The organism is Micromonospora sp. LA-10, from assembly GCF_051853095.1.
Taxonomy (GTDB): Bacteria; Actinomycetota; Actinomycetes; order Mycobacteriales; family Micromonosporaceae; genus Micromonospora; species Micromonospora echinospora_A.
This window is the reverse complement of record NZ_CP195710.1, coordinates 5,489,933-5,515,938: the sequence shown is the minus strand read 5'-3', so window position 1 is coordinate 5,515,938 and position 26,006 is coordinate 5,489,933. Positions and strand designations below refer to the sequence as shown.

At 72.7% G+C, this 26,006-nt stretch carries 25 protein-coding genes; 8 read left to right on the top strand and 17 right to left on the bottom strand.

Annotated features, from left to right (window positions below):
• The first annotated feature begins 2 nt into the window (after positions 1 to 2).
• On the top strand, positions 3 to 1,490 hold the full coding sequence (locus ACSDG8_RS26055; RefSeq protein ID WP_210897282.1) for a phytoene desaturase family protein: 1,488 nt from the start codon (positions 3 to 5) through the stop codon (positions 1,488 to 1,490).
• Positions 1,491 to 1,599: 109 nt separating this feature from the next.
• On the opposite strand, the gene ACSDG8_RS26050 is transcribed toward ACSDG8_RS26055, so the two are convergent.
• Positions 1,600 to 2,289: a CDP-alcohol phosphatidyltransferase family protein gene (locus ACSDG8_RS26050; RefSeq protein WP_210897280.1), complete on the bottom strand. Its 690-nt coding sequence runs from the start codon at positions 2,287 to 2,289 to the stop codon at positions 1,600 to 1,602.
• A gap of 44 nt (positions 2,290 to 2,333) precedes the next feature.
• Positions 2,334 to 3,251 (bottom strand): methylenetetrahydrofolate reductase [NAD(P)H], encoded by a 918-nt coding sequence (gene metF / locus ACSDG8_RS26045; RefSeq protein WP_210897279.1) that lies wholly within the window; start codon positions 3,249 to 3,251, stop codon positions 2,334 to 2,336.
• A 155-nt stretch (positions 3,252 to 3,406) separates the two neighbouring features.
• On the opposite strand from metF, the gene ACSDG8_RS26040 reads away from it, so the two are divergent.
• Both ACSDG8_RS26040 and ACSDG8_RS26035 read left to right on the top strand, forming a co-directional pair.
• Entirely contained in the window at positions 3,407 to 4,897 is a 1,491-nt protein-coding gene (locus ACSDG8_RS26040) for a helix-turn-helix domain-containing protein (protein WP_439427299.1), read from the top strand.
• A 9-nt stretch (positions 4,898 to 4,906) separates the two neighbouring features.
• Positions 4,907 to 5,989 carry a polyprenyl synthetase family protein gene (locus ACSDG8_RS26035; RefSeq protein ID WP_210897277.1) on the top strand — a complete coding sequence of 361 codons (1,083 nt, stop codon included), beginning with the start codon at positions 4,907 to 4,909 and terminating at the stop codon, positions 5,987 to 5,989.
• A 147-nt stretch (positions 5,990 to 6,136) separates the two neighbouring features.
• Here the strand turns inward: ACSDG8_RS26035 and ACSDG8_RS26030 are convergent, their stop codons facing one another.
• Positions 6,137 to 6,517 carry an Rv2175c family DNA-binding protein gene (locus ACSDG8_RS26030; protein ID WP_210897024.1) on the bottom strand — a complete coding sequence of 127 codons (381 nt, stop codon included), beginning with the start codon at positions 6,515 to 6,517 and terminating at the stop codon, positions 6,137 to 6,139.
• Positions 6,518 to 6,659: 142 nt separating this feature from the next.
• Between ACSDG8_RS26030 and ACSDG8_RS26025 the strand changes: the two genes are divergently transcribed.
• Positions 6,660 to 8,645 carry a Stk1 family PASTA domain-containing Ser/Thr kinase gene (locus ACSDG8_RS26025; protein ID WP_210897026.1) on the top strand — a complete coding sequence of 662 codons (1,986 nt, stop codon included), beginning with the start codon at positions 6,660 to 6,662 and terminating at the stop codon, positions 8,643 to 8,645.
• A 23-nt stretch (positions 8,646 to 8,668) separates the two neighbouring features.
• Positions 8,669 to 9,511: a deoxyribonuclease IV gene (locus tag ACSDG8_RS26020; RefSeq protein ID WP_374223517.1), complete on the top strand. Its 843-nt coding sequence runs from the start codon at positions 8,669 to 8,671 to the stop codon at positions 9,509 to 9,511.
• 22 nt (positions 9,512 to 9,533) lie between these two features.
• Here the strand turns inward: ACSDG8_RS26020 and ACSDG8_RS26015 are convergent, their stop codons facing one another.
• The 4 genes from ACSDG8_RS26015 to ACSDG8_RS26000 all read right to left on the bottom strand — a co-directional run bounded on the left by ACSDG8_RS26015 (position 9,534) and on the right by ACSDG8_RS26000 (position 14,350).
• Entirely contained in the window at positions 9,534 to 10,508 is a 975-nt protein-coding gene (locus tag ACSDG8_RS26015; RefSeq protein WP_247679146.1) for a GntG family PLP-dependent aldolase, read from the bottom strand.
• 58 nt (positions 10,509 to 10,566) lie between these two features.
• Complete coding sequence (locus ACSDG8_RS26010) at positions 10,567 to 11,973, bottom strand: class II 3-deoxy-7-phosphoheptulonate synthase (protein ID WP_210897032.1); 1,407 nt, start codon at positions 11,971 to 11,973, stop codon at positions 10,567 to 10,569.
• Between the two features lie 57 nt (positions 11,974 to 12,030).
• Positions 12,031 to 12,558 (bottom strand): hypothetical protein, encoded by a 528-nt coding sequence (locus tag ACSDG8_RS26005; RefSeq protein WP_210897034.1) that lies wholly within the window; start codon positions 12,556 to 12,558, stop codon positions 12,031 to 12,033.
• Between the two features lie 172 nt (positions 12,559 to 12,730).
• Positions 12,731 to 14,350 (bottom strand): glycosyl hydrolase family 18 protein, encoded by a 1,620-nt coding sequence (locus tag ACSDG8_RS26000; protein WP_210897036.1) that lies wholly within the window; start codon positions 14,348 to 14,350, stop codon positions 12,731 to 12,733.
• A 143-nt stretch (positions 14,351 to 14,493) separates the two neighbouring features.
• Between ACSDG8_RS26000 and ACSDG8_RS25995 the strand changes: the two genes are divergently transcribed.
• The 3 genes from ACSDG8_RS25995 to ACSDG8_RS25985 all read left to right on the top strand — a co-directional run bounded on the left by ACSDG8_RS25995 (position 14,494) and on the right by ACSDG8_RS25985 (position 16,106).
• Complete coding sequence (locus ACSDG8_RS25995) at positions 14,494 to 14,982, top strand: glutathione peroxidase (protein WP_210897038.1); 489 nt, start codon at positions 14,494 to 14,496, stop codon at positions 14,980 to 14,982.
• A gap of 454 nt (positions 14,983 to 15,436) precedes the next feature.
• Positions 15,437 to 15,763, top strand: a complete 327-nt coding sequence (locus ACSDG8_RS25990; protein ID WP_210897040.1) for a hypothetical protein — start codon at positions 15,437 to 15,439, stop codon at positions 15,761 to 15,763.
• Positions 15,747 to 16,106, top strand: coding sequence for a hypothetical protein (locus tag ACSDG8_RS25985; protein ID WP_210897042.1), 360 nt, complete (start codon positions 15,747 to 15,749; stop codon positions 16,104 to 16,106). The genes ACSDG8_RS25990 and ACSDG8_RS25985 overlap by 17 nt, the downstream gene beginning before the upstream one ends.
• Positions 16,107 to 16,170: 64 nt before the next feature.
• On the opposite strand, the gene ACSDG8_RS25980 is transcribed toward ACSDG8_RS25985, so the two are convergent.
• The 10 genes from ACSDG8_RS25980 to ACSDG8_RS25935 all read right to left on the bottom strand — a co-directional run bounded on the left by ACSDG8_RS25980 (position 16,171) and on the right by ACSDG8_RS25935 (position 25,973).
• Positions 16,171 to 16,974 (bottom strand): SGNH/GDSL hydrolase family protein, encoded by an 804-nt coding sequence (locus tag ACSDG8_RS25980; RefSeq protein WP_210897044.1) that lies wholly within the window; start codon positions 16,972 to 16,974, stop codon positions 16,171 to 16,173.
• A 375-nt stretch (positions 16,975 to 17,349) separates the two neighbouring features.
• On the bottom strand, positions 17,350 to 17,700 hold the full coding sequence (locus tag ACSDG8_RS25975) for a DUF2203 domain-containing protein (protein WP_210897046.1): 351 nt from the start codon (positions 17,698 to 17,700) through the stop codon (positions 17,350 to 17,352).
• Positions 17,701 to 17,811: 111 nt separating this feature from the next.
• Positions 17,812 to 18,597, bottom strand: coding sequence for a maleylpyruvate isomerase family mycothiol-dependent enzyme (locus ACSDG8_RS25970; protein ID WP_210897048.1), 786 nt, complete (start codon positions 18,595 to 18,597; stop codon positions 17,812 to 17,814).
• A 56-nt stretch (positions 18,598 to 18,653) separates the two neighbouring features.
• Positions 18,654 to 20,294: an ammonium transporter gene (locus ACSDG8_RS25965; protein WP_210897050.1), complete on the bottom strand. Its 1,641-nt coding sequence runs from the start codon at positions 20,292 to 20,294 to the stop codon at positions 18,654 to 18,656.
• Entirely contained in the window at positions 20,272 to 21,342 is a 1,071-nt protein-coding gene (gene yut, locus ACSDG8_RS25960) for an urea transporter (protein WP_210897052.1), read from the bottom strand. The genes ACSDG8_RS25965 and yut overlap by 23 nt, the downstream gene beginning before the upstream one ends.
• Positions 21,343 to 21,360: 18 nt before the next feature.
• Complete coding sequence (locus ACSDG8_RS25955) at positions 21,361 to 22,278, bottom strand: urease accessory protein UreD (protein ID WP_210897054.1); 918 nt, start codon at positions 22,276 to 22,278, stop codon at positions 21,361 to 21,363.
• The gene (ureG, locus tag ACSDG8_RS25950) at positions 22,275 to 22,904 is read right to left on the bottom strand and encodes an urease accessory protein UreG (protein ID WP_210897056.1); all 630 of its coding nucleotides are present in this window, start codon (positions 22,902 to 22,904) and stop codon (positions 22,275 to 22,277) included. The genes ACSDG8_RS25955 and ureG overlap by 4 nt, the downstream gene beginning before the upstream one ends.
• Positions 22,905 to 22,935: 31 nt before the next feature.
• Positions 22,936 to 23,622 (bottom strand): urease accessory protein UreF, encoded by a 687-nt coding sequence (locus ACSDG8_RS25945; RefSeq protein WP_210897057.1) that lies wholly within the window; start codon positions 23,620 to 23,622, stop codon positions 22,936 to 22,938.
• Positions 23,623 to 23,631: 9 nt separating this feature from the next.
• Entirely contained in the window at positions 23,632 to 24,195 is a 564-nt protein-coding gene (ureE, locus tag ACSDG8_RS25940) for an urease accessory protein UreE (RefSeq protein ID WP_210897059.1), read from the bottom strand.
• A gap of 59 nt (positions 24,196 to 24,254) precedes the next feature.
• Entirely contained in the window at positions 24,255 to 25,973 is a 1,719-nt protein-coding gene (locus tag ACSDG8_RS25935; protein ID WP_210897062.1) for an urease subunit alpha, read from the bottom strand.
• Between the last annotated feature and the right edge of the window lie 33 nt (positions 25,974 to 26,006).

Below are 26,006 nucleotides of genomic sequence, written 5' to 3'. Positions count from 1 at the left end.
CCATGGCGCGCATCGTGGTCATCGGCGCCGGCGTGGGCGGGCTCGCCGCCGCCGCCCGGCTCGCGGTCACCGGGCACGAGGTCACCGTCCTCGAACGGGCCGGCACGGTCGGCGGCAAACTCGGCCGGTACGCCCACCACACCCCGGAGGGGGTGTGGCACTTCGACACCGGGCCGAGCCTGCTCACCCTGCCGCAGGTCTTCCACGACCTGTTCGAGGCGACCGGCGCGAAGCTCGACGAATACCTCGACGTGGTCCCGCTGGACCCGATCGTGCGGCACGTCTTCCCCGGCGGCGGGCAGGCGCTCGACTCCTGCGCCGACCCGGACGAGTTCGCCGCCCGGATCGGCGCCGCGTTCGGCGACCGGTCCGCCGCCGACTGGCGCGGGCTGTGGCGGCGCGCCGGCCGGGTGTGGTCGGCCTCGCACCGGGACATCCTGCGCCGTACCGTCGACTCGCCCCGCGACCTGGCCGCGCTGGCCTGGCGGCTGGGCGACCTGGCCGCCATCGGCCCCGGCCGTACGCTGCGCGGGCTGGGCCGCCGCCACCTGTCCGACCCGCGGCTGCGGATGCTGCTGGACCGGTACGCCACGTACACCGGCGCCGACCCGCGCCGCGCCCCGGCCGCGCTCGTCGCCGTCCCCTACGCCGAGCTGGCGTACGGCGGCTGGTACCTGCGCGGCGGGCTGGGCACGCTCGCCGACGCGCTGCTGTCGCGCTGCCTGGACCTCGGCGTGGTGGTACGCACCGACGCCACAGTCACCCGCATCGACGCCGCCGGCGGACGGGTGCACGGGGTACGCGTGGCCGGGTCCGTCGCGCCGGTGCCGGCCGACGTGGTGGTGGCGAACGTGGACGCGCTCACCGTCTACCGGGACCTGCTGCCCGACCCGCGCCGGCTGGCCGCGCTCACCGACCGCAGCCTCGCCGGGTTCGTGCTGCTGCTGGGCGTACGCGGCGACTCCGGGCTGGCCCACCACAACGTCTTCTTCCCCCGCGACTACGACGCCGAGTTCGACGCCGTGTTCGGCGACCCCGGTCGCGGGGTGCGGGCCCGTCCGGCGCCCGACCCGACAGTGTTCGTCACCGCCGCCGACGACCCGGCGGTCCGCCCGGACGGCCACGAGGCGTGGTTCGTGCTGGTCAACGCGCCCCGGCACGGCACCGCCGCGAGCGCTGTGAACTGGCGGCGGCCCGGCCTGGCCGAGGCGTACGCGGACCGGATCCTCGACGTGCTGGCCGAACGCGGCGCCGACGTGCGGGACCGGCTGGTGTTCCGGGAGATCCGCACCCCGGCCGACCTGGACGCGGCCACCGGCGCGCCGGGCGGGGCGATCTACGGCACCGCCGGCGGGCTGCTGCGCCCGGCCAACCGGGGCCCGGTCGCCGGGCTCTGGCTGGTCGGCGGCTCCAGCCACCCGGGCGGCGGCCTGCCCATGGTCACGCTGTCCGCGGAGATCGTCGCCGAGGCGGTCGGCCCCGCCTGGTGAGGGGTGTAAGGAAGGGCCCCCTGTTAACGCCTCCGGTAGAGGAAGGGCCCCTTGTTAACACGGGCGGCTCGCCGTGCGCCCACCCGGCAGGCTGCGCGGCGCGCGGCGGTCAGCCGGCGTCGACCAGGGCGCGGCGGACCGCGGAGAGCAACTGGCCGAGGCCGAACCCGGCGAGCAGCACCCAGACAGTGGTGGCCATGGTGATGGTGCCGGCGGTCAGGTCGGCGTCGATCAGCCCGGTGAGCCCGGCGACCAGCAGCCCGACCAGCGCGACGCTGACCCGGGTCGGCCGCTCCCCCACAGTCACCGCGCCGATCTCCCGCATCCCGGCCGACACCGCCCGCGCCCGCACGTACTCGTGCAGCCAGGACAGGCCACCGGCCGCCGCGACCAGCGCGCCCGGCGCGCCGAGCAGCCAGAACGCGATCAGCCAGGCCACCTCGCCGAGCCGGTCGGCGACCGAGTCGTAGACGTAGCCCAGGCGGGTGGTGCGGCCGGTCGCCACCGCCACCGCGCCGTCGACGCTGTCGGCCACCGCCGCCAGCAGCACGAACAACGCGCCCAGGAACGGTCCGTCGCCCGGCCGCTCCACCAACAGGGGTACGCAGAAGCAGAGCAGCACCCCGAACACGGTCACCGGGGTGGGGCCGACGCGCAGCCGGCCCAGCACGTAGCCCACGTGGTACGCGAAGCGCAGCCAGGCACGCACCACCGGCGCGGCGGTACGCGGATCGAAGCCGCCGTGCAGCCGCGCCCACGCCGTCGCGTACTGATCCCAGTTCAGCTGTGTGCCCACCACGGATCAACCGTAGAAGCACGGCGCGGGTGTCGTGTGGCGGGTGGTCACACCCGTGCGGCCGCGCGCAGCCGCTGCCACACCTCGCGGGTCGCGGTGGACCGGTTGAGCGTGATGAAGTGGATCCCCGGCACGCCCTCGTCGAGGAGCTTCTCGCACATCTCGCTCGCCTGCTCGACGCCGAGGCGGCGCACCGCCTCGGGGTCGTCGGCCACCCGCTCGAACCGCTGCGCCAGCGCCGGCGGGAACGGCGCGCCGGACAACTGCACCGAGCGTTCGATGGTGCCGATCTGGGTCACCGGCATCACCCCGGCCAGGATCGGCGTGTCGCAGCCGGCCGCGGCCACCCGGTCGCGCAGCCGCAGGTAGTCGTCGGCGTCGAAGAACATCTGGGTGACGGCGAACTCCGCGCCCGCCCGGCACTTGCGGACGAAGTACGCGGTGTCGCTGGCCACGTCCGGCGAACGCGGGTGCTTGTACGGGAAGGCGGCCACCCCGACGCTGAAGTCACCGCTGTCCCGGACCAGCCGGACCAGGTCCTCGGCGTACCGGACGCCTTCGGGGTGGGCGATCCACTCGCCGCCCGGGTCGCCCGGCGGGTCGCCCCGCACGGCCAGCACGTTGCGCACCCCGACCGAGGCCAGCCGGCCGATCACGTGCCGCAGCTCGGCCACCGAGTGGTTCACGGCGGTGAGGTGCGCCATCGGCAGCAGCGTGGTCTCGGTGGCGATCCGCTCGGTCACCGCCACAGTGGTGTCGCGGGTCGAGCCGCCCGCGCCGTAGGTGATCGAGACGAACGAGGGACGCAGCGACTCCAGCTCCCGGATGGCCTGCCAGAGCAGTTTCTCCCCGGCCTGCGTCTTCGGCGGGAAGAACTCGAAGGAGAACGTCGGGCGGCCGTCACGGATCAGCTCCCCGATCGCCGGCTGGGGATTGGGAAGGACCGAGGGAAGACCGAGCGCCACGGACCGACTGTAGCCGGGAGCGCACGGCTTACCGAGAGTCTTCCCAGCCCGCGAACACTCCGCGGCGCGACGTCGTACCCCGGGGGTAGAAAGACCACAGCGCGGTGGGGCGGCCGACGGCCGTCCCGGGGGCCCGCGCGGGGGTCGCCACGACGGTGACGCGCCGGCGCCGGCCGGGTGTCCGCGTCGCCATCCGCGCCGTCGCCCCGGAGGTCACCATGATCCCGTCCTCGCCGCCCGGCCCGCGCCTGCTCGGGCCGCTCCTGGCCGAGCTGCGGGCCGCCCGCGGCTGGAGCCAGCAGCGTCTCGCCGCCGAGCTCTGCGCCGCCTCCGGCGTGCCCACCCTGACCCGGCACGAGGTGTCCCGCTGGGAGCGCCAGCTCCGGCTCCCCGGCGACTTCTGGTCCGCCTGGCTGGCGACGGTCCTGGGCGTGCCGGGCGAGCTGCTCGCCGGGGCCGCCGCCAGCAGCCGCCGGCTCGGCGCGACGCCAGTGGCCGTCGACCCGGCCGGGTCCCGCGCCCGGCTGGCGCTGCTCACCCTGGCGCACCGCTGGGCCGCCGACCCGGGCGGCGGCACGCTGGCCGGCCCGTTCGCGGGACCGACGACGTCGCCGGTCCCCGGCCCGGCCACCGGCGACGGGTACGGGCCGCCCGGCGCCGACGGCAGCGCCGGGCCCGGCCGGCGGCACCCGGCGGACGGGGCGTCGCTGGCCACGCTGCGGCGCTGGGACGACCTGCTCGGCGGCGGCGACCTGGCCGGGCTCGGCGCGCGCCGGCTGCGCCGCTCGGTCCGCGGCTACCGGCGCGCCGGGCCCGCCGGCCGGCGGCGGATGCTGCCGTCGCTGGCCGAGTCGGCGCAGCTCGCCGGGTGGCTGGCCGCCGACGCCGGCGACCTCACCGGCGGTCTGGTCGCCTACCGGCTGGCGCTGCGGGCCGCGGTGGCCGCCGGGGAGCCGCCGCTGGCCGGGCACGTGCTCGGGTCGGCCAGCCACCTGCTGGCCGACGCCGGCGACCCGGCCGGCGCGCTGGTCCTGGCCCGGATCGGGTACGGGGCCAGCCGCGTTACCGCCTCCCCGGGGCTGCGGGCGCTGCTGCTGCACCGGGTGGCGCTCGCCGCCGCGCTGGGCGGGCGGCGCCGCGCCGCCGGTGAGGCGCTGGCCGGCGCCGACCGGGCCGGGCCGCCGGAGCCCGGCCGGGAGCCGCCCTGGCTGTACTGGCTGGACGCGGCCGAGCTGGCCGCGATGACCGGGCGCACGCTCGTCGCGCTGGGTCGTCCCGCCGCGGCCGTGCCGCTGCTGACGCCCGTGGCGACCGCGCCGGGCCGCCCGCGCCGCTCAGCGGTGTACGGCGGCTGGCTGGCCCGCGGGCACCTGGCGCTCGGCGCAGAGCCCGAGGCGTGCGCGGTGGCCGGCGAGGCGCTGCTCGACGCGGTCCGCTCCGGTTCGCCCCGGGCGATCGGCCAGCTCACCGAGTTCCGCCGCGGGCTGGCCCGCCGTCCGCCCGGACCGGCGACCCGGGGGTACGCGCGGCTGCTCGCGGCGGCCCGTCCGTACCTGCCGTCGCGGCACCGATGGCGACAGTCACCGCCGGTGAGCTGCCAGGCACGCCGGGACGGTGGCACGACGGGAGCGGGCCCGAACCGCTAGCGTCGTGGCGTGACCCACGCTGCTCCCGTTTCCCCCGTCGACCGTGCCGGCCTGCGTCAGCGGATCGACAAGGCGCTCACCGAGTTCCTGGCCGGCCAGCGCGGCTGGCTGACCGCCGTAGACGACGGCCTGCTGCCCGTCGCCGAGGCGATCGAGGCGTTCGTGCTGGGCGGCGGCAAGCGGCTGCGCCCGGCCTTCGGCTACTGGGGCTACCGGGGCGCCGGCGGGGTCGACTCCGACCAGGTCGTCGCCGCCCTGGCCGCGCTGGAGTTCGTACAGGCCAGCGCGCTGATCCACGACGACCTGATGGACCGGTCGGACACCCGGCGGGGCGAGCCGGCGGTGCACCGCCGGTTCGCCGCCCGGCACCGGGCGGCCGGCTGGGGCGGCGACGCGGACGCCTTCGGCGACTCGGCCGCGATCCTGCTGGGCGACCTGTGCCTGGTCTGGTCCGACGAGCTGCTGCACTCCTCCGGCCTGGCGCCGGCGACGGTGGCCCGGGCCCGGCCGATCTTCGACGAGATGCGCACCGAGGTGACCGTCGGGCAGTACCTGGACGTGCTGACCCAGGCGACCGCTGACACCTCGCTCGACCGGGCCGCCAAGGTGGCCCGGTACAAGTCGGCGAAGTACACGGTCGAACGGCCGCTGCTGCTGGGCGCCGCGCTGGCCGGCGCCCCGCCCGAGGTGCACGCCGCCTACTCCGCGTACGGGCTGCCGCTGGGTGAGGCGTTCCAGCTCCGCGACGACGTGCTGGGAGTGTTCGGCGACCCGGAGCTGACCGGCAAGCCGGCCGGTGACGACCTGCGCGAGGGCAAGCGGACGTACCTGGTGGCGGCGGCCCTGGAGACGCTCGACCAGGCCGGCGCGGAGGCGCTGCTGGCCGGGCTGGGCGTACCGGATCTGGACGCGGCTGGGGTGGACCGACTGCGCGAGCTGATCACGACCAGCGGCGCGCTGGAGCGTGCCGAACGGCACATCGCCGCGCTCACCGAGAGCGCGCTTGCCGCGCTGACCGCCGTCGACCTGGACACCGAGGCCCGCCAGGCGCTGGTGGACCTGGCCATAGCCGCCACCCGCCGCCCCGCCTGACCCTCCCCCTCCCCCGCCCCGTGCCCCCTGCCCGGCCCACCCCAGCGCGAACACCCCGTTGATCATGAGGTTGACGGCGAAGTCGATCTCCGATTGTGCCGCTAACCTCATGATCAACGGGGTGGGGGGCGGGTGGGCGCGGGTGGGTTAGAAGGCCACGGCCTGGGCTCGGCGTTTGACCTCGCGGGCCAGGTCGCCGCCGAGCGCGACGGCCGGGGTGCCGGGAAGCGACGGGTCCTCCCGGTAGAGCCAGCGCAGCGCCTCCTCGTCGTCGTACCCGGCGTCGGCGAGCAGGTTGAGCACGCCGGGCAGGTGCTTGAGCACGATGTGGTTGGCCACCAGGTCGGCCGGGACGCGGCGGACGCCGTCGCGGCGCACCGCGAGCAGTTCGCGGTCGCGGATCATCTGGTGCACCTTGCTGATCGACAGGTCCAGGCGCTCGGCCACGTCGGGAAGCGTCAGCCAGCCGGCCGGGTCGGCCGGTCCGGCCAGGTCGGCGCCGGTCTCGGCGGGTACGGAATCGGTCACCCGACCACCCTGCCACGTGCCCGCCGGATCCGGTGCACGGCACCCCCGGACCGGCCCCGGGGCGCGCCGGGCCACCGGTGTCCCAACCCGGCGGTAGCATCCTGTTCTACGTTCACCCTTCCGACACATAGACTGCCTGCCGATGGACACACAGGTCGCCGACACGTTGCTGGGCTCGCTGATCGAGGGGCGCTACCGCATTCGCGGGCGCGTCGCCCGTGGCGGCATGGCGACCGTGTACACCGCCACCGACGAGCGCCTGGAGCGCACCGTGGCGGTCAAGATCATTCACCCGACCCAGGCGCCGCAGGCCCGGGCCCGGATGGCCGGCTTCGTCGAGCGGTTCACCGACGAGGCCAAGACGATCGCCCGCCTCACCCACCCGAACGTGGTGGCGGTCTACGACCAGGGCATCCACGCCGGCCTGCCGTACCTGGTGATGGAGTACGTGCGCGGCCGCACGCTGCGTGACGTGCTCGCCGAGCGCCGCCGACTGAACCCGGACGAGGCGCTCGCGATCACCGAGCAGGTGCTCGCCGCGCTCGCCGCCGCGCACCGCGCCGGCCTGGTCCACCGCGACGTCAAGCCGGAGAACGTGCTGGTCGCCGAGGTGCCCACCGGCGGCAGCCGCGACCTGGTCGACAGCGTGGTCAAGGTGGCCGACTTCGGGCTGGCCCGGGCCGTCGAGGCCAGCGCGGAGGACGAGAACGGCAACCAGCTCATGGCGACAGTGGCGTACGTGGCGCCGGAGCTGGTCACCCAGGGCCATGCCGACCCGCGCACCGACGTCTACTCGGCCGGCATCGTGCTGTTCGAGATGCTCACCGGCCGGGTGCCCTACGACGGCGACCGCCCGGTGGAGGTCGCCTGGCAGCACGTCGACCGGGACGTGCCGCCCCCGTCGACGCTGGTCCCGGCGCTGCCGCCGGCTGTCGACGCGCTCGTCGCCCGGGCCACCCGGCGCGACCCGGCCGCCCGTCCGGCCGACGCGGCGGCGCTGCTGACCGAGGTGCAGGCGGCCCGCGAGGAGCTGGGCAACCCGCACGCGCACACCGCTGTGCTGCGCCAGATCAGCGACGACACGGCGGTGCTGAGCCAGCCGACGCAGGTGGTGGCCGCGCTCCAGCCGGTCGAGCGCCCGGCGTGGGCCCGGCTGCCCGAGGGCGCCGCCGCGCAGCGCCCGCACCGCCGCCGCGCCGTCGAGCAGGAGGGGCCGGGCGCCCGGTTCGCCGCCCTGCGTACCCGGATCATGGGCTCGCCGCGCGGCCGGCTTGCCGTCGCCGCGGCGGTCGTGGTGCTCGGCCTGGTCGCCGCCGGCGGCGGCTGGTGGTTCGGGGTGGGCCGCTACACGGTCGCGCCGCAGCTGGTGAGCCTGACCAAGGCCGACGCGGAGGCGCAGGCCCAGCGGGGTGGTTTCACGCTGCGCTACGCCACCCCGCGCCACGACGAGAACGTCCCGAAGGACACCGTGCTCGGCCAGGCGCCGGGCTCGGCCGCCCGGATCGTCAAGGGCGGCACGATCACGCTGACCCTGTCGCTCGGTCCGGAGCGCCTGCCGGTGCCCGACGTGGTGGGCAAGGACTTCGCGCTCGCCCAGGTCGAGCTGGAGGGTCTCAACCTGGTCGTGGCCAAGGGCAGCTCCCGCTACGACGACGCGCTGCCGGCGGGTGTCGTGCTGGCGACCGACCCGAAGGTGGGGACGGTGGTCAAGCCCGGGGCCAAGGTGACGCTGATCCTCAGCAAGGGCCGCGCCCCGGTGACAGTGCCCGACCTGGTCGGCAAGAGCCTCACCGAGGCGCGCACCATCCTCGCGAAGCTCGGGCTCAAGCCGGTGGAGAACGTCAAGGACTCGGACAAGCCGAAGGACGAGATCCTCGGCCAGAGCCCGGCCGACGGCACCGGTGTGGAGAAGGGCGCCCAGGTCAAGCTGGAGATCAGCAAGGGCCCGCCGCAGGTGGCCGTCCCCCGGGTGATCGACATGCCCTGCCAGCAGGCCAAGCAGACGCTGGAGAGCCAGGGCTTCCCGGTCAACATCCAGCTCAACCCCAACGGCATCGTCCGGATCCAGAACCCGGCCGAGAACACGCCGGTGCCGCCGGGCACGACGGTCACTGTGACGTGCCTGTGAGCGCGGCGAACGGGTGCCGGCCGGTGGGGTCGCACACCCCCACCTCCGGTGGCCTGGCGCGGGCGGCCCTGCCGTACGCGGAGGCGGCCGAGTCCGAGGTGGTGCAGGTCTACGTCTCGAACTCGCGTGGCTGGGCGCTGCCGGCCGGTGACCCGGCGCAGGACGCGCTGTTCCGCGACGGCTGCGGCGAGCGCGGCCTGCCCGTGTTCATCCACGCCTCGCTGCTGGTCAACCTCGGCTCCCCCACCCCGGCGACGGTGACCCGGTCGGCGGAGACGCTCGCCCACGCGCTGCGGCGGGGCCGGGCGATCGGCGCCGAGGGCGTGGTGTTCCACGCCGGCAGCTCGGTGGACGCCGGGCACGCCGAGGCGGCAGTGCGGCAGGTCCGGGAGGCGCTGCTCCCGCTGCTCGACGAGGCCGCGGCCACGGGCGGGCCGATGCTGCTGGTCGAGCCGAGCGCCGGGGGCGGCCGGTCACTGGCGTCCCGGGTCGAGCACCTCGGCCCCTACCTGGACGCGGTCGACCGGCACCCCATGCTGGGCGTCTGCTTCGACACCTGCCACGCCTGGGCGGCCGGGCACGACCTGGCCGCCGAGGGCGGCATGACCGCCACGCTCGACACGCTGGTCGCCACGGTGGGCGCCGACCGGCTGCGGCTGGTGCACGCGAACGACTCGAAGGACCTGTGCGGCTCCACCCGGGACCGGCACGAGAACATCGGCAAGGGCGCCATCGGCGAGCCGGCGTTCGCCGAGCTGATGCGCCATCCGGCGACGGCCGGCGTGCCGGTGCTGGTGGAGACCCCCACCGAGAAGCACGTCGGCCACGCCGCCGACATCGCCACCCTCAAACGCCTCCGCCCCTGACGCCCCCGGTCGCGCCGGAGGGTCAGCCGCGCAGGGTGGCGTCGAGGATGGTGGCGGCGCTGTCGATCTGCTCGTCGGTGACGTCCAGGTGGGTCACCAGCCGGGCGGTACGCGGGCCGAGCACCGAGATCAGCAGGCCGGCTGCCCGCGCGGCGGCCGCCAGCGCGTGCGCGTCGAGAGGGTGCTTGGTCAGGTCCAACGGCACGATGTTCGTGCGCGCCACCGACGCGAGCACCCCGTGCGGGGCGACCGCCTCGGCCAGCCGGGCCGCCTTGGCGTGGTCCTCGGCGAGCCGCTCGACGTGGTGCGCCAGCGCGTACCGGCCGGCGGCGGCGAGGATGCCCACCTGCCGCATGCCGCCGCCCATCCGCTTGCGCAGGACGCGCGCACGGGCGATCTTCTCCGCGCTGCCCACCACCAGCGAGCCGACCGGCGCGCCGAGGCCCTTGGAGAGGCAGACCGAGAGCGTGTCGAACAGCACCCCGTACTCGGCCAGCGGCACCCCGTCCGCGACGTGCGCGTGCCAGATCCGGGCACCGTCACAGTGCAGCGCCACCCCGTGCTCGTCGGCGACCTCGCGCATGCGGCGCAGCGTCGGCAGCGGGATCACCCCGCCGCCGCCCCGGTTGTGGGTCTGCTCCACGGCGATCGCGCGGGTCGGCACGGCGAAGTAGCCGTCCGGCCGGATCATCCCGGCGACCACGTCGGGGTCCAGGTCCGCGCCCACCGCCGGCCAGGTCCGCGACGAGATCCCGCCGTACGCGGCGGCGGCGCCCACCTCGTACGTCACCACGTGCGCGTCGGCGTCGCAGAGCAACTCGTCGCCGGGCGGCACGTGCAACTGGAGCGCGAGCTGATTGGCCATCGAACCGCTCGGGGCGAACAGCGCCGCCTCGTGGCCGAACAGCGCGGCCACCTCCGCCTCCAGCGCGGCGACAGTGGGGTCCTCACCGTAGACGTCGTCGCCCACCTCGGCGGCGGCCATCGCCTCCCGCATCCCCGGCGTCGGCCGGGTCACGGTGTCCGTCCGCAGGTCGATGAGCTCACTCCTCGCGTCAGCCACGGAGCATCTCCGCCACCAGGAACGCCAACTCCAGCGACTGCTGGGTGTTGAGCCGCGGGTCGCAGGCGGTCTCGTACCGGTCGGGCAGGTCGAGGTCCTCGATGCCCTGGGCGCCGCCGAGGCACTCGGTGACGTCCTCGCCGGTCAGCTCGACGTGCAGGCCGCCCGGGTGGGTCTCCAGGCCGCGGTGCACCTCGAAGTAGCCGAGCACCTCGTCGACGATCCGGTCGAAGTGCCGGGTCTTGTAGCCGTTCGAGGACTCGTGCGTGTTGCCGTGCATCGGGTCGCACTGCCAGACGACCTTCGCGCCGGCGGCGGTGACCTTCGCCACGATCGGCGGCAGCGCGTCGCGTACCCGGTGGTTGCCCATCCGGCTGATCAGCGTGAGCCGGCCGGGGATGTTGTCCGGGTTGAGCTTCTCGCAGAGCTCGATCGCCTCGTCCGGGGTGGTGGTGGGGCCGAGCTTGACGCCGATCGGGTTGGCGATGCGGGAGATGAAGTCGATGTGCGCGCCGTCGATCTGCCGGGTCCGCTCGCCGATCCAGAGGAAGTGCCCGGACAGGCCGTACGCCTTGTGGTTGGAGATTCGGGTCAGCGCCCGGTCGTACTCCAGCGCCAGCGCCTCGTGCGAGCAGTAGAGCGTGACGGTGCGCAGCGCCTCGTCGTCGGTCATCCCGCAGGCCCGGATGAGGGCCAGCGCCCGGTCGATCTCGCGGGCGATCGCGTCGTAGCGCTCCCCGGCCGGGGACTGCCGCACGAAGTCCTTGTTCCAGTCGTGCACGGCGTGCAGGTCGGCCAGGCCGCCGGCCAGGTACGCGCGGAGCATGTTCATCGCGGCGGCCGAGTTGGCGTACGCCCGGATCATGCGCTGCGGGTCGGCGACCCGCGCCTCCGGCGTGGCCTCCAGTGAGTTGATCATGTCGCCGCGGTAGGCGGGCAGCCCGCGGGCGTCGGTCGGCAGCGACCGGGGCTTGGTGTACTGGCCCGCCACCCGGGCCACCTTGACCACCGGCAGCGACGCGCCGTAGGTGAGCACGATGGCCATCTGGAGCAGTGTGCGGGCGTTCGCGAGCAGGTGACTCTCGGTGTTGTCGGCGAACGTCTCCGCGCAGTCACCGCCCTGCAGCAGGAACGCCTTGCCCTCGCAGACCAGGGCCAGCCGCTGCCGCAGCTGGTCGACCTCGTAGGGCGCGACCACCGAGGGAACCGTGTCCAGCACCCGGCAGACCTCGGCGACCTGGGCCTGGTCGTCCCACGGCGGGGTCTGCGCGCGCGGCAGCTCCCGCCAGCGGTCGAGGCCGAGGGCTGCGTCCTCGGCGGAGTCGGCGGTCGGGCGGCTGGTCTGCAGGCCAGGGCTGCCCACGGCGGGGTGACTCAGCTGATGCCACTCATGGCGCATGGAGGAAAGCGTACGGCGACCGTCGCGATCACTCGCCGCCGAGGGGCATGGTTCCGGTCACTGGGAGGAGATCGGCGAGGGCCGCGCCGGCGGCTGCGGCCCGGACGGGTCGGCCGTCGGCTCGGCCGTGCGGTCGCCGGGAACCTCGCCGGAGATGCACCAGTCCGCACCGTTACGGGTCACCGTGAACAGCAGTGACCGGGTGGCCTTGCGCGATCCGGCGGCCACCGTGACGGAGGCGCTGACCTCCTGCCCGTTCGGGCCGGAGCGCACGTCGGTGATCGTCGCGTCGGGCACCGTGAAGTGGTCGGCGAAGTCGCCGTTCGGGCCGGTGGCGGCGGCGTCGAAGGCGGCGTGCATGGGCGCGCAGAGCTGGCTGCGGCCGGCGGCGGCGTCCCGGGCGGCGAGCGCGTCGAGGTACGCCTGCACGCGCTCCCGGCTCTTGGCCGCCGCCTCCTCGGCGGGCGCCCGGCCGCTGGGCGCGGTGGCGGCGCCCTTGTCGCCGGAACCGCAGGCGGCCAGCGTCGCCGGCGCGAGCGCGAGGAGGGCGAGCGCGGCGAACCGGCCCCGGTGGTTGCGACCCATCGGTCCTCCCGTCGCGTGGACTCGTCGAGCGGCGAGTGTGCCACACCCGGCCCGCGCGGCCCGGTGACTCCCCATCCTGACCCGGATCGGCGCGCGCGGCCAGGACGGCACGCGGGCGGGGAGGGGCCGGTACGGCCCCTCCCCGCCGGGTGGGTGGTGCGTCGGCCCTCGGCTAGCCGAGACCGCCCTTGATGGCGCCGATCAGCTCGCCGTTGCTGGTGTCACCGGAGAGCTCCCAGAAGAACGCGCCACCGAGGCCCTGGCTGTTGGCGTAGCTCATCTTCCCGCCGATGGTCGCCGGGGTGTCGTAGCTCCACCAGTTGCTGCCGCACTTGGCGTACGCGGTGCCGCCGACAGTGCCGGTGGCCGGGCAGCTGTTCTTGAGCACCTTGTAGTCCTCGATGCCGGCCTCGTAGGTGCCGGGGGCCGCGCCGGTGGCGCTGCCGCCGGGCGCGGCCTGGGTCACGCCGGTCCAGCCGCGTCCGTAGAAGCCGACGCCGAGCAGCAGCTTGCTGGACGGCACGCCCTTGGACTTCAGCTTCTGGATCGCCGCGTCCGACCAGAAGCCCTGCTGCGGGATGCCCGGGTACGAGTAGAGCGGCGAGTGCGGCGCGGTCGGCCCCTGGGCGTTGAAGGCGCCGAAGTAGTCGTACGTCATCGGCATCAGCCAGTTGAGGTTCGTCGCGGCGTCCGCGTAGTCGGTGGCGTCGATCTTGCCGCCGTTGCTGCCGTCGGCGGTGATCGCCGCGGTGACCAGGAAGCTGGAGCCGAACTTGCTCCGCAGCGCCGAGACCACGTTCTTGAAGGCGTTCGGGCCGCTGCTGTCGCACTGGAGGCCGCAGGCGTTCGGGTACTCCCAGTCGACGTCGATGCCGTCGAAGACGTCCGCCCAGCGCGGGTCCTTGACCAGCGAGTAGCAGGAGTCGGCGAACGCGGCCGGGTTCTGCGCGGCCTGGGTGAAGCCGCCGGACCAGGTCCAGCCGCCGAAGGACCAGAGCACCTTCAGGTTCGGGTACATCTTCTTCAGCTTGCGCAGCTGGTTGAAGCTGCCGCGCAGCGGCTGGTCCCAGGTGTCGGCCACGCCGTCGACGCTGTCCGCCGCGGTGTACGCCTTCTCGTAGTCGGCGTAGCTGTCACCGATGCTGCACCGGCCGCCGGTGGTGTTGCCGAAGGCGTACAGGATGTGGGTGAGCTTCGCGGCCGAGCCGCTGGTGTGGATGTTCTTGACGTGGTAGTTGCGGGCGTAGACGCCCCACTCGGCGAAGTAGCCGACGACCTTCTTGCCGCCGGGCGGCGGCGTGGTGGGCGGCTGCGTGGTCGGCGGGGTGGTCGTCGGCGGTGTGGTGGTGGGTGGCGTGGTGGTCGGCGCGGTGGTCGTCGGCGTGCCGCCGCCGGTGCAGGTGCCGCCGTTGATCGTGCAGCTCACCGGCGCCTTGTAGCCGCCGGTGCCGTTGTAGCCCCAGCTGAAGCTGGCGCCGGGGGCGAGCGTCGACGCCCAGCTCTTGTTGACCGCCACGTAGCGGTCACCGCTGCGGGTGATGTCGGCGTCCCAGGAGCTGCTGATCGAGGTGCCGGAGGGCAGCGTGAACTCGATGCGCCAGCCGTTGATCGTGGAGCTGGTGCCGTTGGTGACGGTCACCCGCCCTTCGTGGCCGGTCCCCCAGTCCTGCACCTTGGCGAAGGTGGCGGTGACGCTGCCGGCGGCCGACGCGGTGGTCATGGGCACCGCGGCGACCGCGAGCGCGACCACGGCGCCGGTGGCCCACAGGGCCCGGCGGAGCGATCTCTTCATACGGCGTCCCTCCAATAGTTAGGAAAGTTTCCAAATTGATTGCTGAGACGCTACTCACGCCGTCACCACTTCGTCAAGATGTAGATGCGTCGATTTCACGGGTGGCGCGGGACCGTCCGCACGACGGCCCGTAGCCTCGTCACATGACCGTTTTCGACGTCCAGATCGACGCTCTCACCGGCGGACCGGCCGATCTCGGCCGCTACCGTGGCCGTGCCCTGCTCGTGGTCAACGTGGCCTCCCGCTGCGGCCTCACCCCGCAGTACGCGAGCCTTCAGGAACTCGCCGACACGTACGCCGGGCGCGGGCTCACGGTGCTCGGGGTGCCGTGCAACCAGTTCGCCGGCCAGGAGCCCGGAAGCGCCACCGAGATCGAGGAGTTCTGCCAGGTCAACTACGGCGTGACGTTCCCGCTGACGGCGAAGGTCGACGTCAACGGGCCGGACCGGCACCCGCTCTACGCCGAACTGGTGTCCACGCCGGACGCCGAGGGGCACACCGGCGACGTACGCTGGAACTTCGAGAAGTTCCTCGTCGCCCCGGACGGCACGGTGGCCGCACGGTTCGCCCCGCAGGTCACGCCGGACTCGCCCGAGCTGCGCGCGGCGGTCGAGAAGGTCCTGCCGGCCTGACGGCCCGCGCCGGGGCCGCCGGGCCCCGGCGCCGCCCGACGGTTGAAACAACCGAACCGCATTCCGCGCATTCGCGAACAGACATCGACAACTCCCGCGTACTCGGGAGAAAGAATTCGTCCGAGCTAATCGGAAAACGTTTTCGTGGCCGCGGCGCCGAATCGTGGCGGCGACTCGACTGTGTCCTGTTCGCTCACAACTCCGTCCGGCCGTACGAGTCGACCGGCCCGTCGATCCCCATGCGCGGTACCTACGGCCACTTTCCGGCGGTGGGCGTGAACTCATAACGTGGCTGACCCCGGCACATCGTCATCGATTGGCGGTCACGTGACGAGCACTGTCGACGGTGGCACGACGGAATTGGCAACTTTCCGAACGCATGACCCGGCACGGGATCGAGCACAGGCGACGACGCCGCCGACCACCCGTTATTCGTGCGGCCCGGCTTATCGCGGTGAGCGAATTCGCCGGCGGCATTGCCACCGGATTGGCCGAAGACGGCCATCGGGCCGTGGCGCATCCCCGGCTTCTCCAGAACGCACCCGCCTCGGCGATCCCGCTGCCCGGCTGCTTCGTGGCGAACCTCCTCAGCCCGGCCGGCTGCCTCGTCCGCCAGGGCACACCTTTCGAGTACGAGACCCGGATGACTGTCGTCCGCAACCACGGCGTCCTCATCCGCGGCGACAACCACGGGCCCGCAGCCGCCGGCCCTGGAGCAACGGCGCTGCTGAACGACGGCAGCGGCAAGCGAAAGGAGAAGAGCAGTGACGCACGACGGTAACCAGGGTGTGGTGATCCGGGGCTCGTCCGGCGGACCGGCGGCGGCCGGGCCGAAGGCCACTGCGGACCGGATCGACACAATGGGCGAGGCGTCACTGCGGGAGATCCTGGAGCAGCTGCGGACCACCCGGCGGTGGATCGAGGAGAACCGGTCGCAGCTGGTCGAACCGGAGCTGGCGCTGGAGGAGGTCGACGACATCGTGGACCTGATCCAGCGGGAGCGGCCGGACCGCAGGCGGGTCATGGTCAAGGTGGACCGGCTGGTCACCCGGCTAAGCGCGGTGGGCGGCGCCGCCGGGAACGCCTGGGGCCTGAGCCAGTTGATCAATCAGTTCGCGCGCTGACCGATCCGGCGACGGCCGCGCCCCGGCCTCACGTGGGGCCGGGGCGCGGCCGGTCGGGCCGGGGTCAGCCGGCGGCGGACCGGAAGACCGGGTAGTAGCCGCCGGACTGCCCGGCCGCCGTCGGGTGGTACGACTTGCTCAGGCTCAGCACGTTGAGCGCGTGCAGCCACTTGGTGCCGTAGCTGCACAGCTGATGGCCGACGAAGATCGAGCGGACGTCGGCGAAGGTGAAGCCGGCCGAGGCGGCGGCCGTGCGGGTGATGTCGTCGAGCAGGTTGATGCCCTCGTTGATCTTCGCCCGGGACGTGGCGCTGAGGCCGACGCAGGTGGTGCCGAGCTGATAGAAGACCGGGTAGCCGACCACCACGACGCGGGCCGAGGGCGAGCGGCTCTTGATGCCGTTGTAGACGTTGGCGAGCCGGCCGGGCATCGAGGTGCGGGCCACGTTCATGGCGGACTGCACGGCCGCCACGCACTGGGTCTCCCCCTGGAGCACGCAGGTGCTCATGATGTTGGCGAAGCCGACGTCGTTGCCGCCGACCGTCACGCTGACCAGCGTGGTGGTCGAGGAGAGCGCGGAGAGCTGGCTGTTGATGACGTCGGCGGTGGTGGCGCCGGAGCAGGCGACCGAGCGGTACGACGCGGGCTTGATGTTGGCGTTGTAGAGCGCCGGGTAGGCGTTCGTGCTGCGTAGACAGTTGCCGCTCTCGGAGGTGTAGCTGTCGGCGCCGACGCCGGAGGCGTACGAGTCGCCGAGCGCGACGTAGCGGTCGGACGGGGCCGCCTGGGCGGGGGCGGCCAGAGACAGAGCGACCCCGACCGATGTGGCCAGGGTCAGGGCGAGGGTGGCAATACGGGATCTCCGCACGTCGCACTCCTGGGGGTGTGAAGTGGTGGTGAGAGATAGATATCAATAAGATTACAGCGCATGGAAGATCACCGATTTACGGTTCGGCGCGCATAGCGACTACTCGCTACAAATCGCTGCCGGTCTCCCGAGGCGGGGTGAAGGATTTCGCCGGGAGGGTCAGCCGCATCGCCGGGTCGGCGGTCTCCCGGAAGCCCAGGGCGCGGTAGAGCGGCCGGCCGGCCGCCGAGCCCGCAGGTCGATCCGGGCGACGTCCTGCCAGCGGCCCGGCGGCGTCGGCGCGCCGCTCATGCCGGCGAGCATCAGCCCACGCAACCGGACCAGCTCCTCGGCGTCGGACGGAGTCGCCGGGCGCGCGTCACCCACGGGGCGGGGTCAGACCGGGCGGCGGCCGGCGAAACCGCACTCGACCCGGTGGTACCACCGGATGTCGCTGTCCCCCTCCAGCCAGCACCAGAGCACCGCCCGGCCGTCGCGCTCACCGGGGAAGTCGAGCAGCACCGGCGCGATCCCCTTGACCGCGATGTCGTGCTGGTGGAACTCGTCCACCACGAGATGCAGGCGCGCCTCCAGGGCCTTCACCTCGGCGAGCCCGCCGAGCGCGCTGACACCGTGGTCGGCCAGATCGACCCGCAACTCGGCCAGATCGGCCCGCAGCCGGATCAGCTCGTCGACGCGCGGCCGCAGCGTGGCCACCAGGTATCGCGCCTGGGCGAGAGTGAACACCGGGCCAGTATGCGGCACGACCTCCCGGGGGAAGCATCCACATGCCGCGGCCGTGGATCGCACGAAGACGGTCAGTGAGCTGTTCGATGGTCGATGACGGCGATGGACCGGTTACACGGACGGGTCCCAGGCGATGAGCTGATCGAAGATGCGACTGTCGCCTTCGAAACTCAGGGAATCCAGCGGTATACGGCCGTAGAAGAACAGGACCAGGTCACTGGCTGTGCCCCGGGCGGAGACGTGGGCAGTGTCCGGGACCTCGCCGGCAGCGGGCGTGAGGTGGGCGACCTGCGCCCCGTCGGCGGACAGCCGGAGGCGCCAGGAGCGGCCCTCGACGGCGTGGTAGTCGACGACGGCGGGCCGGTGTGGCCAGGCGACAGTCGTCGCGCAGAGGGTGAACTGACAGTCGTCGAAACCGTCGGGAGCGACCTCCTCCGGCAGCGGCTGCGCGGCGCCCACCGTGAGCTGGACGTCGTAGGTGTGCACCGCGATCTCGGGAACCTGGCGCCGCGCCCAGGCACCAGCGGTTTGCGGTGACGGCGAGTCGTCCCACCACGTCCAACAACCGCGATCCGGGCCGGCCTCACCCAACGCCCTCGTCAACCGCTCGACGGATTCGGTCCACCAGGCGAGCAGTGCCTCGCGTTCCCGGGGCGCGCCCTTGCCGTCCTCCCAGGCCGACTTTTCCGGGGGCCCGTCCGCAGGCCCCGCGGTGACGATCGCGGCTGCTTTGCGGCGGCCCGTGCCCACGTGTTGGACGAGATCGAACAGCGTCCGCTCCGGATGGGTCGGAACCTTCATGTCGAGGCTGGGCGCCGCGGCGACCGCGGCGCGGAAGGCTGTCGACCGTTCGTCGATGAGCCGCAGATGATCGGAGAACGTCAACGTCTTGTGCACGTCGGGCTTTCTACCAGTGCGCCCGGCGACCGGACAGCGGTTTTCGCCGCCGGCTGTCAGGACTGGACGCGCTCCGCCTCCTGCACGAACGTGTCGGCCCTCCGGGCGCCCAGCCGGTCCAACTCGTCGAGCACCGCCCCCACCCCGTCCGCGCCGACCAGCACCGTGACCCGCAGCCGGGCGGACAGCGGCTGGTCCTGCCAGTAGCCGCGCGGCAGCAGGCTCGCCTGCGCCGCCGTCGTGGCGACCGCGGCGTCGCTGACGATGACCGAGATCGCGCCGGCGGCAAGCAGGACGTCGCGCAGGTCGGCGCTGTTGGCGGCGGGGTCCGGCTCCAGCAGCGCGGTGACCACCCGGATCCGCTGGCCGGGCGGCACCGCGGGTTCGCCGGCCGGCGCCGCCGCGGTACGGCGGCGGGGCGCGCCCGGCGCGGTCAGGCTGGTGACGCCGCCCAGGTGGTACGCGTCGGCGCCCTGCTGCGCCTGGTCCAGCTGCTCCTGGTCCTTCATCGGCACGCGCAGGCCGATGAGCGCCTGCACCCCGGCGGCGATGAGCCAGGTGAGGACGAAGGAGAACGCGACGACGCTGACCACGCCGACGATCTGGCGCCACAGCAGGCCGGCTCCGCCGCCGAGGAACAGCCCGTCCGCGCCGAGCGGGTTGACGCCGCGGTTGCCGAACAGGCCGAGCAGGAGCGTGCCGAGCATGCCGCCGACGAAGTGCACGGCGAGCACGTCCAGCGCGTCGTCGAGGCGCAGCAGGTACTTCAGTTTCAGCGCGAAGTGGCAGACCAGGCCGGCCAGCGCGCCGATCGCGACAGCTGACGCCGCGTTGACGTACCCGGCGGTCGGGGTGACTGTGGCCAGGCCCGCGACCGCGCCGGAGACCGCGCCCACGACGGTGCTGTGTCCGTCGGTTAGGCGTTCCAGCGCCAGCCAGACGAGCATCGCCGCGGCGGCGGCCAGGTGCGTGTTGAGGACGGCCTGCGCGGCGAGGCCGTTGGCCTGGAGGCCGTCGCCGCCGTTGAAGCCGAACCAGCCGAACCAGAGGATGCCCGCGCCCACGATGGTCAGCGGGATCGAGTTCGGTGGCGCGGCGGTGTGCGGCCAGTCCCGGCGGCGGCCGACGACGAGCAGGACGGCGAGGACGGCGGCGCCGGCGCTGGCGTGCACGACGAGCCCGCCGGCCCAGTCCTGGGTGCCGAACTTCGCCAGCCATCCGCCGGGATGCCAGAGCCAGTGCGCGATCGGCGCGTAGACCACGATCGACCAGACCGCGAGGAACAGCACCCAGCCGCCGAAGCGCAGGCGACCCGCTGTGGCGCCGGTGACGAGCGCCGGTGTGATCACCGCGAACATCATCTGGAACAGCACGAACGCCAGCGTCGGAATGGTGATCCGGCCGTCGACCACGTGCAGGTTGGGCGCGGGCGGCGCCTTCAGGTCGGTGAGCCCGAACAGCTCCAGGTTGCCGAACAGCCCACTGCCGGCGTCGTCGCCGAAGGCGATGGTGTAGCCGACGAGCACCCAGGTCAGGCTGACCACGCCCAGCGCGATCATGTTCTGTTGCAGCATCGCCAGCACGTTGCGGGTGCGGACCATGCCGCCGTAGAACGCGGCGAGCCCCGGCGTCATGAACAGGACCAGCCCGGCGCAGACGAGCACCCAGGCGGTGTCACCCGCGTTCGGAGCGGACACGGTTTCCCTCCTTCTCTCGCAGGTGGACGGAGTCGCGCACGGTGTGCAGGACGCTGTCCTTGACCCGTTCGTGGTTGGGCAGCGGCGCGAAGTGCCGGTCCGGCAGCAGCAACAGCCAGGTGGCGATGTTGAACGGACCGGTCAGCACCGGGATGCCCAGCGGCGTGAGCATCGTGGTCAGGGCCATCTGCACGAACAGCGTCAGCGCGATGCCGAACAGCGTGTAGACGGTCACCAGCGCGCCGGGGCGGTGCGCGACGGCGCCCACCACGATCGCGGTCAGGACCGCGTTGAAGGCGAACAGCCCTTTGTCCAGCGACGCGCCGTCGGCGCCGAACCAGAGCGCCAGCAGCGTCGCGCCGACGGCACCGATCACCGCGAACAGCGCCGACCACCGGGAGTTGATCAGGAGGGCGACGAGGATGAGCAGGCCGGTCACCCAGCTCTCGATCAGGTAGACCTGGGACACGCCCTTGAAGAACGCCGGGACGAGACCCCAGTCGAACGTGCCGCCGGCCGACGATCCCTCACCGGGGAACTTCGGCGTCAGCTTGGTGAGCACCGTGAACCTGTCGAACTGGTACGCCGCCATCAGCAGGAACCAGGTCGTGAGCACGAACGGGAACGTGTAGGCGGTCAGGTTCCAGCGTTTGAACACGGCGTTGAGGGCGAGCGTTACCACCACCGTGCCGATCGCGCCGAGCACGAGGTAGAGCCACATCAGCGGGCGCTGGTCGAGGAACGTGGGCACCGCGAGCCCGGTCAGCACCGGGCTGAAGCCGAACAGGCCCTTGCGCCAGCTGGACATGTCGACCCGCAGCGCCAGCGCGGTGGCGGTGCCCACGACCAGGCCGAGCACGCCGCCGCCGAACACCCGTGGCGTCCCGTTCTCGAACGCGCCCCAGGCGAGCGCGATGAGGATGAGCAGGCCGCTGAGCGGGTTGTTCTGGAGCACCACCTGCGCGGCGCCGCGCAGGCTCGCGTCGACGAACCGGACCAGTGGGTTCCGGTCGGCCAGGTGGCGCCAGCCTCGTCCGATGTCGGCCATGTCGCTGTTCTCCTCGCCTCAACGCCAGCTGAAGACCGGCGGGAAGGTGCAGCCGGTCACCTCTTCGCGGGCGGCCGTGCAGAACGCGCGTACCGCGGCGCGGACCGGTTCGGTCTCCTGCCCGAGCACCTTGAACACCAGACCGGCGTCGTTGGGCAGCCGGCTCACAGCGGTGGCCAGCGGCGTCTGCTCGTCCCACACCGGCGTCGCGGTCCGCTCGAAGACCCTTGCCGCCCGGTCCGGGTCGGTGAGCAGCACGACGTTGCCGAAGACGTGGAAGCGGTCCATCACTCCGATCCGCGTCACCGGGAAGCGGCCGGGAGTGATCACGAACTTCTCCACGAACAGCGGCCGGCCGTCGGGCCGCTGTGCCCGCAGCGTGGTGGAGAACAGGTCGTACGCGAAGATCTCGCCGTCGCGGTAGTACTTGCGGCCGGGCTGGAGCACCTCGGCGTAGAGCATGGTGGCGGTCTCCGGCAGCCGGACCACCGTGTCGGAGACGAACCGGCTGCGCCGGAACGGGATCACCGGCTCGGGCAGGAACTCCAGGTAGGCGTCCTGCGCCAGGGTGAAGCTCTGGGTCTGGGTGCCGTAGTTGGCGTCCATCTCCTGGATCTTGGTGGCGGCCTGGGTGACCAGGTGCGCCTGCGCGCCCGGGCCCAGGTCGACGTCGATGCGCAGCCGGTCTCCCTGGAGCACGCCGCCGGAGGTGGTGAGGATCATGACGCAGGGCAGGCCCGGCATCTCCTCGTCCCAGTACAGCGCGCGCTGCACCAGCAGCGGCGACTGCCGGAAGACGTCGCGCAGGACGGTCCGGTCCGCGCGCCGCTCGAACCCCAGCCGGAGGATGCCCACCTTGCCGTTCGCGGCAGCCGGCAGCTGCGCCGGCTGGTCCTGGTACGGCGCGAGCTCCCGGACGGAGTCCAGAGTGGTCATGCCAGCACTTCGGCGTCGAACAGCGCGTTGCGGCGGACCAGGTCCACGAGGTCGTCGATGCCCTCGCCGGTCTTGCAGTTGGTGAACACGAACGGCTTGCCGCCGCGCATCAGCTCGGCGTCGTGGGCCATCACGCCCAGGTCGGCGTCGACGTACGGGGCCAGGTCGGTCTTGTTGATCACCAGGATGTCGGACTTGGAGATGCCAGGGCCGTTCTTGCGCGGGATCTTGTCGCCGGCCGCCACGTCGATCACGTAGATGAAGTAGTCGACGAGCGCGGGGCTGAACGTGAGCGTCAGGTTGTCGCCGCCGCTCTCGATGAGCACGACGTCGCTGTCCGGGAACCGCGCCTCCATGTCCTCCACCGCGGCGAGGTTCATGCTGGGGTCCTCGCGAACAGCGGTGTGCGGGCAGGCGCCGGTCTCCACGCCGACGATGCGCTCCTCGACCAGCACGCCGGTCAGGGCGCGGCGGACGTGCTTGGCGTCCTCGGTGGTGACCACGTCGTTGGTGATGACCAGGATGCGCAGGCCCTGCTCGACCAGGCGGGGCACGACGGCCTCGATGATGGCCGTCTTGCCGCTGCCCACCGGGCCGCCGACACCGATCCGACTCGCTGATTTCATTTTTGAAGAAGCCCTTCAGGTGGGTGAGCGCTCAGCTCATGAACATGCGTACGTGTGCGTGCTGGTGCGCGCCGGCCAGCACGTCGAGGTGCGGCGCGAAGCTCTGCATGTCGTCGAGGCCGGCGGTGCGCACCTCCTCGTAGTCCTCGCCGACCCGCTCGTTGACAGCGAAGAGGATCGACTGGGTGTCGAGGTGGTCCACCCGCATCAGCCGGACCGCCGCGCCGAGCACCATGGAGGCCGCGCCGTACTGGTGGGCGGCGAACGCGTCCGCCTCGCCCACGCCGAGTTCGGCGAAGAGCACGCCGAGCGCGACCGGGTAGGTGACCGGGACGCCGCCGTCGCTCTCCGCGAGGCGCTTGCGCAGCAGGGACTCCCCCACCACCCGTTCGGCGGCCTCGGCCAGCTTGCGCCCCATGCGGACGGTCATCGTCCGCGTCTCCTCGTTGATCTTGCGCAGGTGTACGGCCTCGTCGGCCGCCCGGATCCGGTCGAGGTCACCGGCGCAGGCGGCGCGGTGCGCCACCAGCAGCGCCACCCCGTCGCCGGTGGCGGCGGCGCGGGTCACCGTACGCACGAACTCCTGCAACGTGGTCCGGTCGTGCACCGCGCCCTGCTCGACCGCCGTCTCCAGCCCGTTGGAGAAGGAGAACGCGCCGACCGGGAAGACCGAGTCGCCGAACTGGAGCAGCTTCAGCGCCTCGGTCACCGTGGACACCGCGGCCTCTCAGTTCAGGTCGGCGGGCAGGTGCGTGTGCGGGGTCGAGTCGGCCCCGCCGAACAGGCGCCGCGACTCGTGCGGGGCCAGATACGCGATGATCTCGGTGCCCGGCATGAACTCGTGGGTGAGACCGGTGAACGCGTGGGTCCGCATCACCGAGTCCATGACCTTGCGGTCCACTGTGAGCGGGACGTACATCTTGGTGCCCTTCACCACCGCCGGCCAGTGCTGGTTGCCGATCGCGTGGCCGAGTTCGACGGCCGAACGGATCACCATGTCCAGCGACTCGCCGTGCAGCGTGTCGAGGTGCACCACCATCACCTCGCCGAGCGCGATCCGGGCCACCACGGCGGTCGCTGTGGCGTCGTCCCAGGCGAGCACGTCGCCGTCGCGCAGCCGTACGCCGCGGGCCAGGGACAGCGCCAGCTCGGTGCCGAGGCTGGTGGTCCGGCGCAGCCGGCTCTTCTGGGCGTCCCACTGGTCGAGGACCAGGTCGTCGACCTTGGCCTCCCGGAGCCGCTCGGTCCAGGCCGGCTCGCTCACGTTGCCGAGTACCGTTTCGACGAGCATGTGTTCTCCTTTCACGCGACCCCGCCACCGGCCCGGCCGGGGGCGGGCGCCGCGCCGGGTCAGCTGAAGAAGTAGAGCTGGCTGAGGGGGAGGTTCTTGGCCGCCGGCACGGTCGCGTGCACGCCGTCCATCTTCACGGCGAAGGTCTCCGGGTCGACCTCGAGCTTCGGCGTACGGTCGTTGCGCACCATGTCGCGCTTGGTCAGGTTGCGGCAGCCGTAGACGGGCACGACCTGCCGTTGCAGGCCCAGCTTCTCCGCGACACCCGACTCGTGCGCGGCCCGCGACACGAACGTCACGCAGTTCTTGGCGAGCTGCGAGCCGGTGGCGCCGAACATGGGCCGGTAGTAGACCGGCTGCGGGGTGGGCAGCGAGGCGTTCGGGTCACCCATGATCGACCAGGCGATCATGCCGCCCTTGAGCACCATCTTCGGCTTCGTGCCGAAGAACGCGGGCTCCCAGAGCACCAAGTCGGCGAGCTTGCCCGGGGTGACCGAGCCGATGACGTGCGAGACGCCCTGGGTGATCGCCGGGTTGATGGTCATCTTGGCGACGTAGCGCAGGACCCGGAAGTTGTCGTTGGCGTCGGAGTCCTCGGCCAGCTTGCCCCGCGCGGTCTTCATCTGGCCGGCGAGCTGGACGGTACGCAGCCAGGTCTCCCCCACCCGGCCCATGGCCTGCGAGTCGCTCTGCATCATCGAGATGACGCCCTCGTCGAGGAGCACGTCCTCGGCGGCGATGGTCTCGGTGCGGATCCGGCTCTCCACGAAGGCGACGTCCGAGGGCACCTTCGGGTTGAAGTTGTGGCAGACCATGATCATGTCGTACAGCTCGGACTGGCTGTTGATGCCGTACGGCACCGTGGGCGTGGTCGAGGCGGGCAGCACGTTCATCTGGCCGGCGACCTTGATGATGTCCGGCGCGTGCCCGCCGCCGGCGCCCTCGGTGTGGAAGGTATGGATGGTGCGGCCCTCGAAGGCGGCGATGCTGTCCTCGATGTAGCCGCTCTCGTTGAGCGTGTCGGTGTGGATGCTGATCTGGACGTCGTACTCGTCGGCGACGGCCAGGCAGGTCCGGATCACCGCGGGCGGCGCGCCCCAGTCCTCGTGGATCTTGAAGCTGGGCACCCCGGCCATGATCTGCTCGACGAGCGGCGCCCGGCCGCTGCTGTTGCCCTTGCCCAGCAGGCCGATGTTGATCGGCAGGTCCTCGAAGGACCGCATCATGTTCTGGATGTTCCACGGGCCGGGCGTGATGGTGACGCCGTTGGTGCTGTCGGTGGGCCCGGTGCCGCCGCCCCAGAGGGTGGTGACGCCGTTGCTGAGCGCGGCCCACACCTGCTGCGGGGTGACCAGGTGGACGTGCGCGTCGATGCCGCCGGCGGTCAGGATCAGGTGCTCACCGGAGATCGCGTCGGTGCCCGGCCCGGTCACCAGGCCCGGGGTCACCCCGTCCATGATGTTGGGGTTGCCGGCCTTGCCGATCCCGGCGATCTTCCCGTCCTTGATCCCGACGTCCGCCTTGACCACGCCGAGCAGCGCGTCGACGATTGTCACGTTGGTGATCACCAGATCAACCACGCCCTCGGCGCTGGTCGCCTGGCTGGCACTGCCCATGCCGTCGCGCAGGGTCTTGCCACCGCCGTACATGACCTCGTCACCGAGGACCCGCAGGTCCTTCTCGATCTCGATGTAGAGGTCGGTGTCAGCCAGCCGGATCTGGTCGCCCGTGGTCGGGCCGTACATTCCGGCATATTCCTGCCGTGAGATCTGACTCATGCGTTCTCGCTCCAGCTCTGGCGCGTCGAAGGA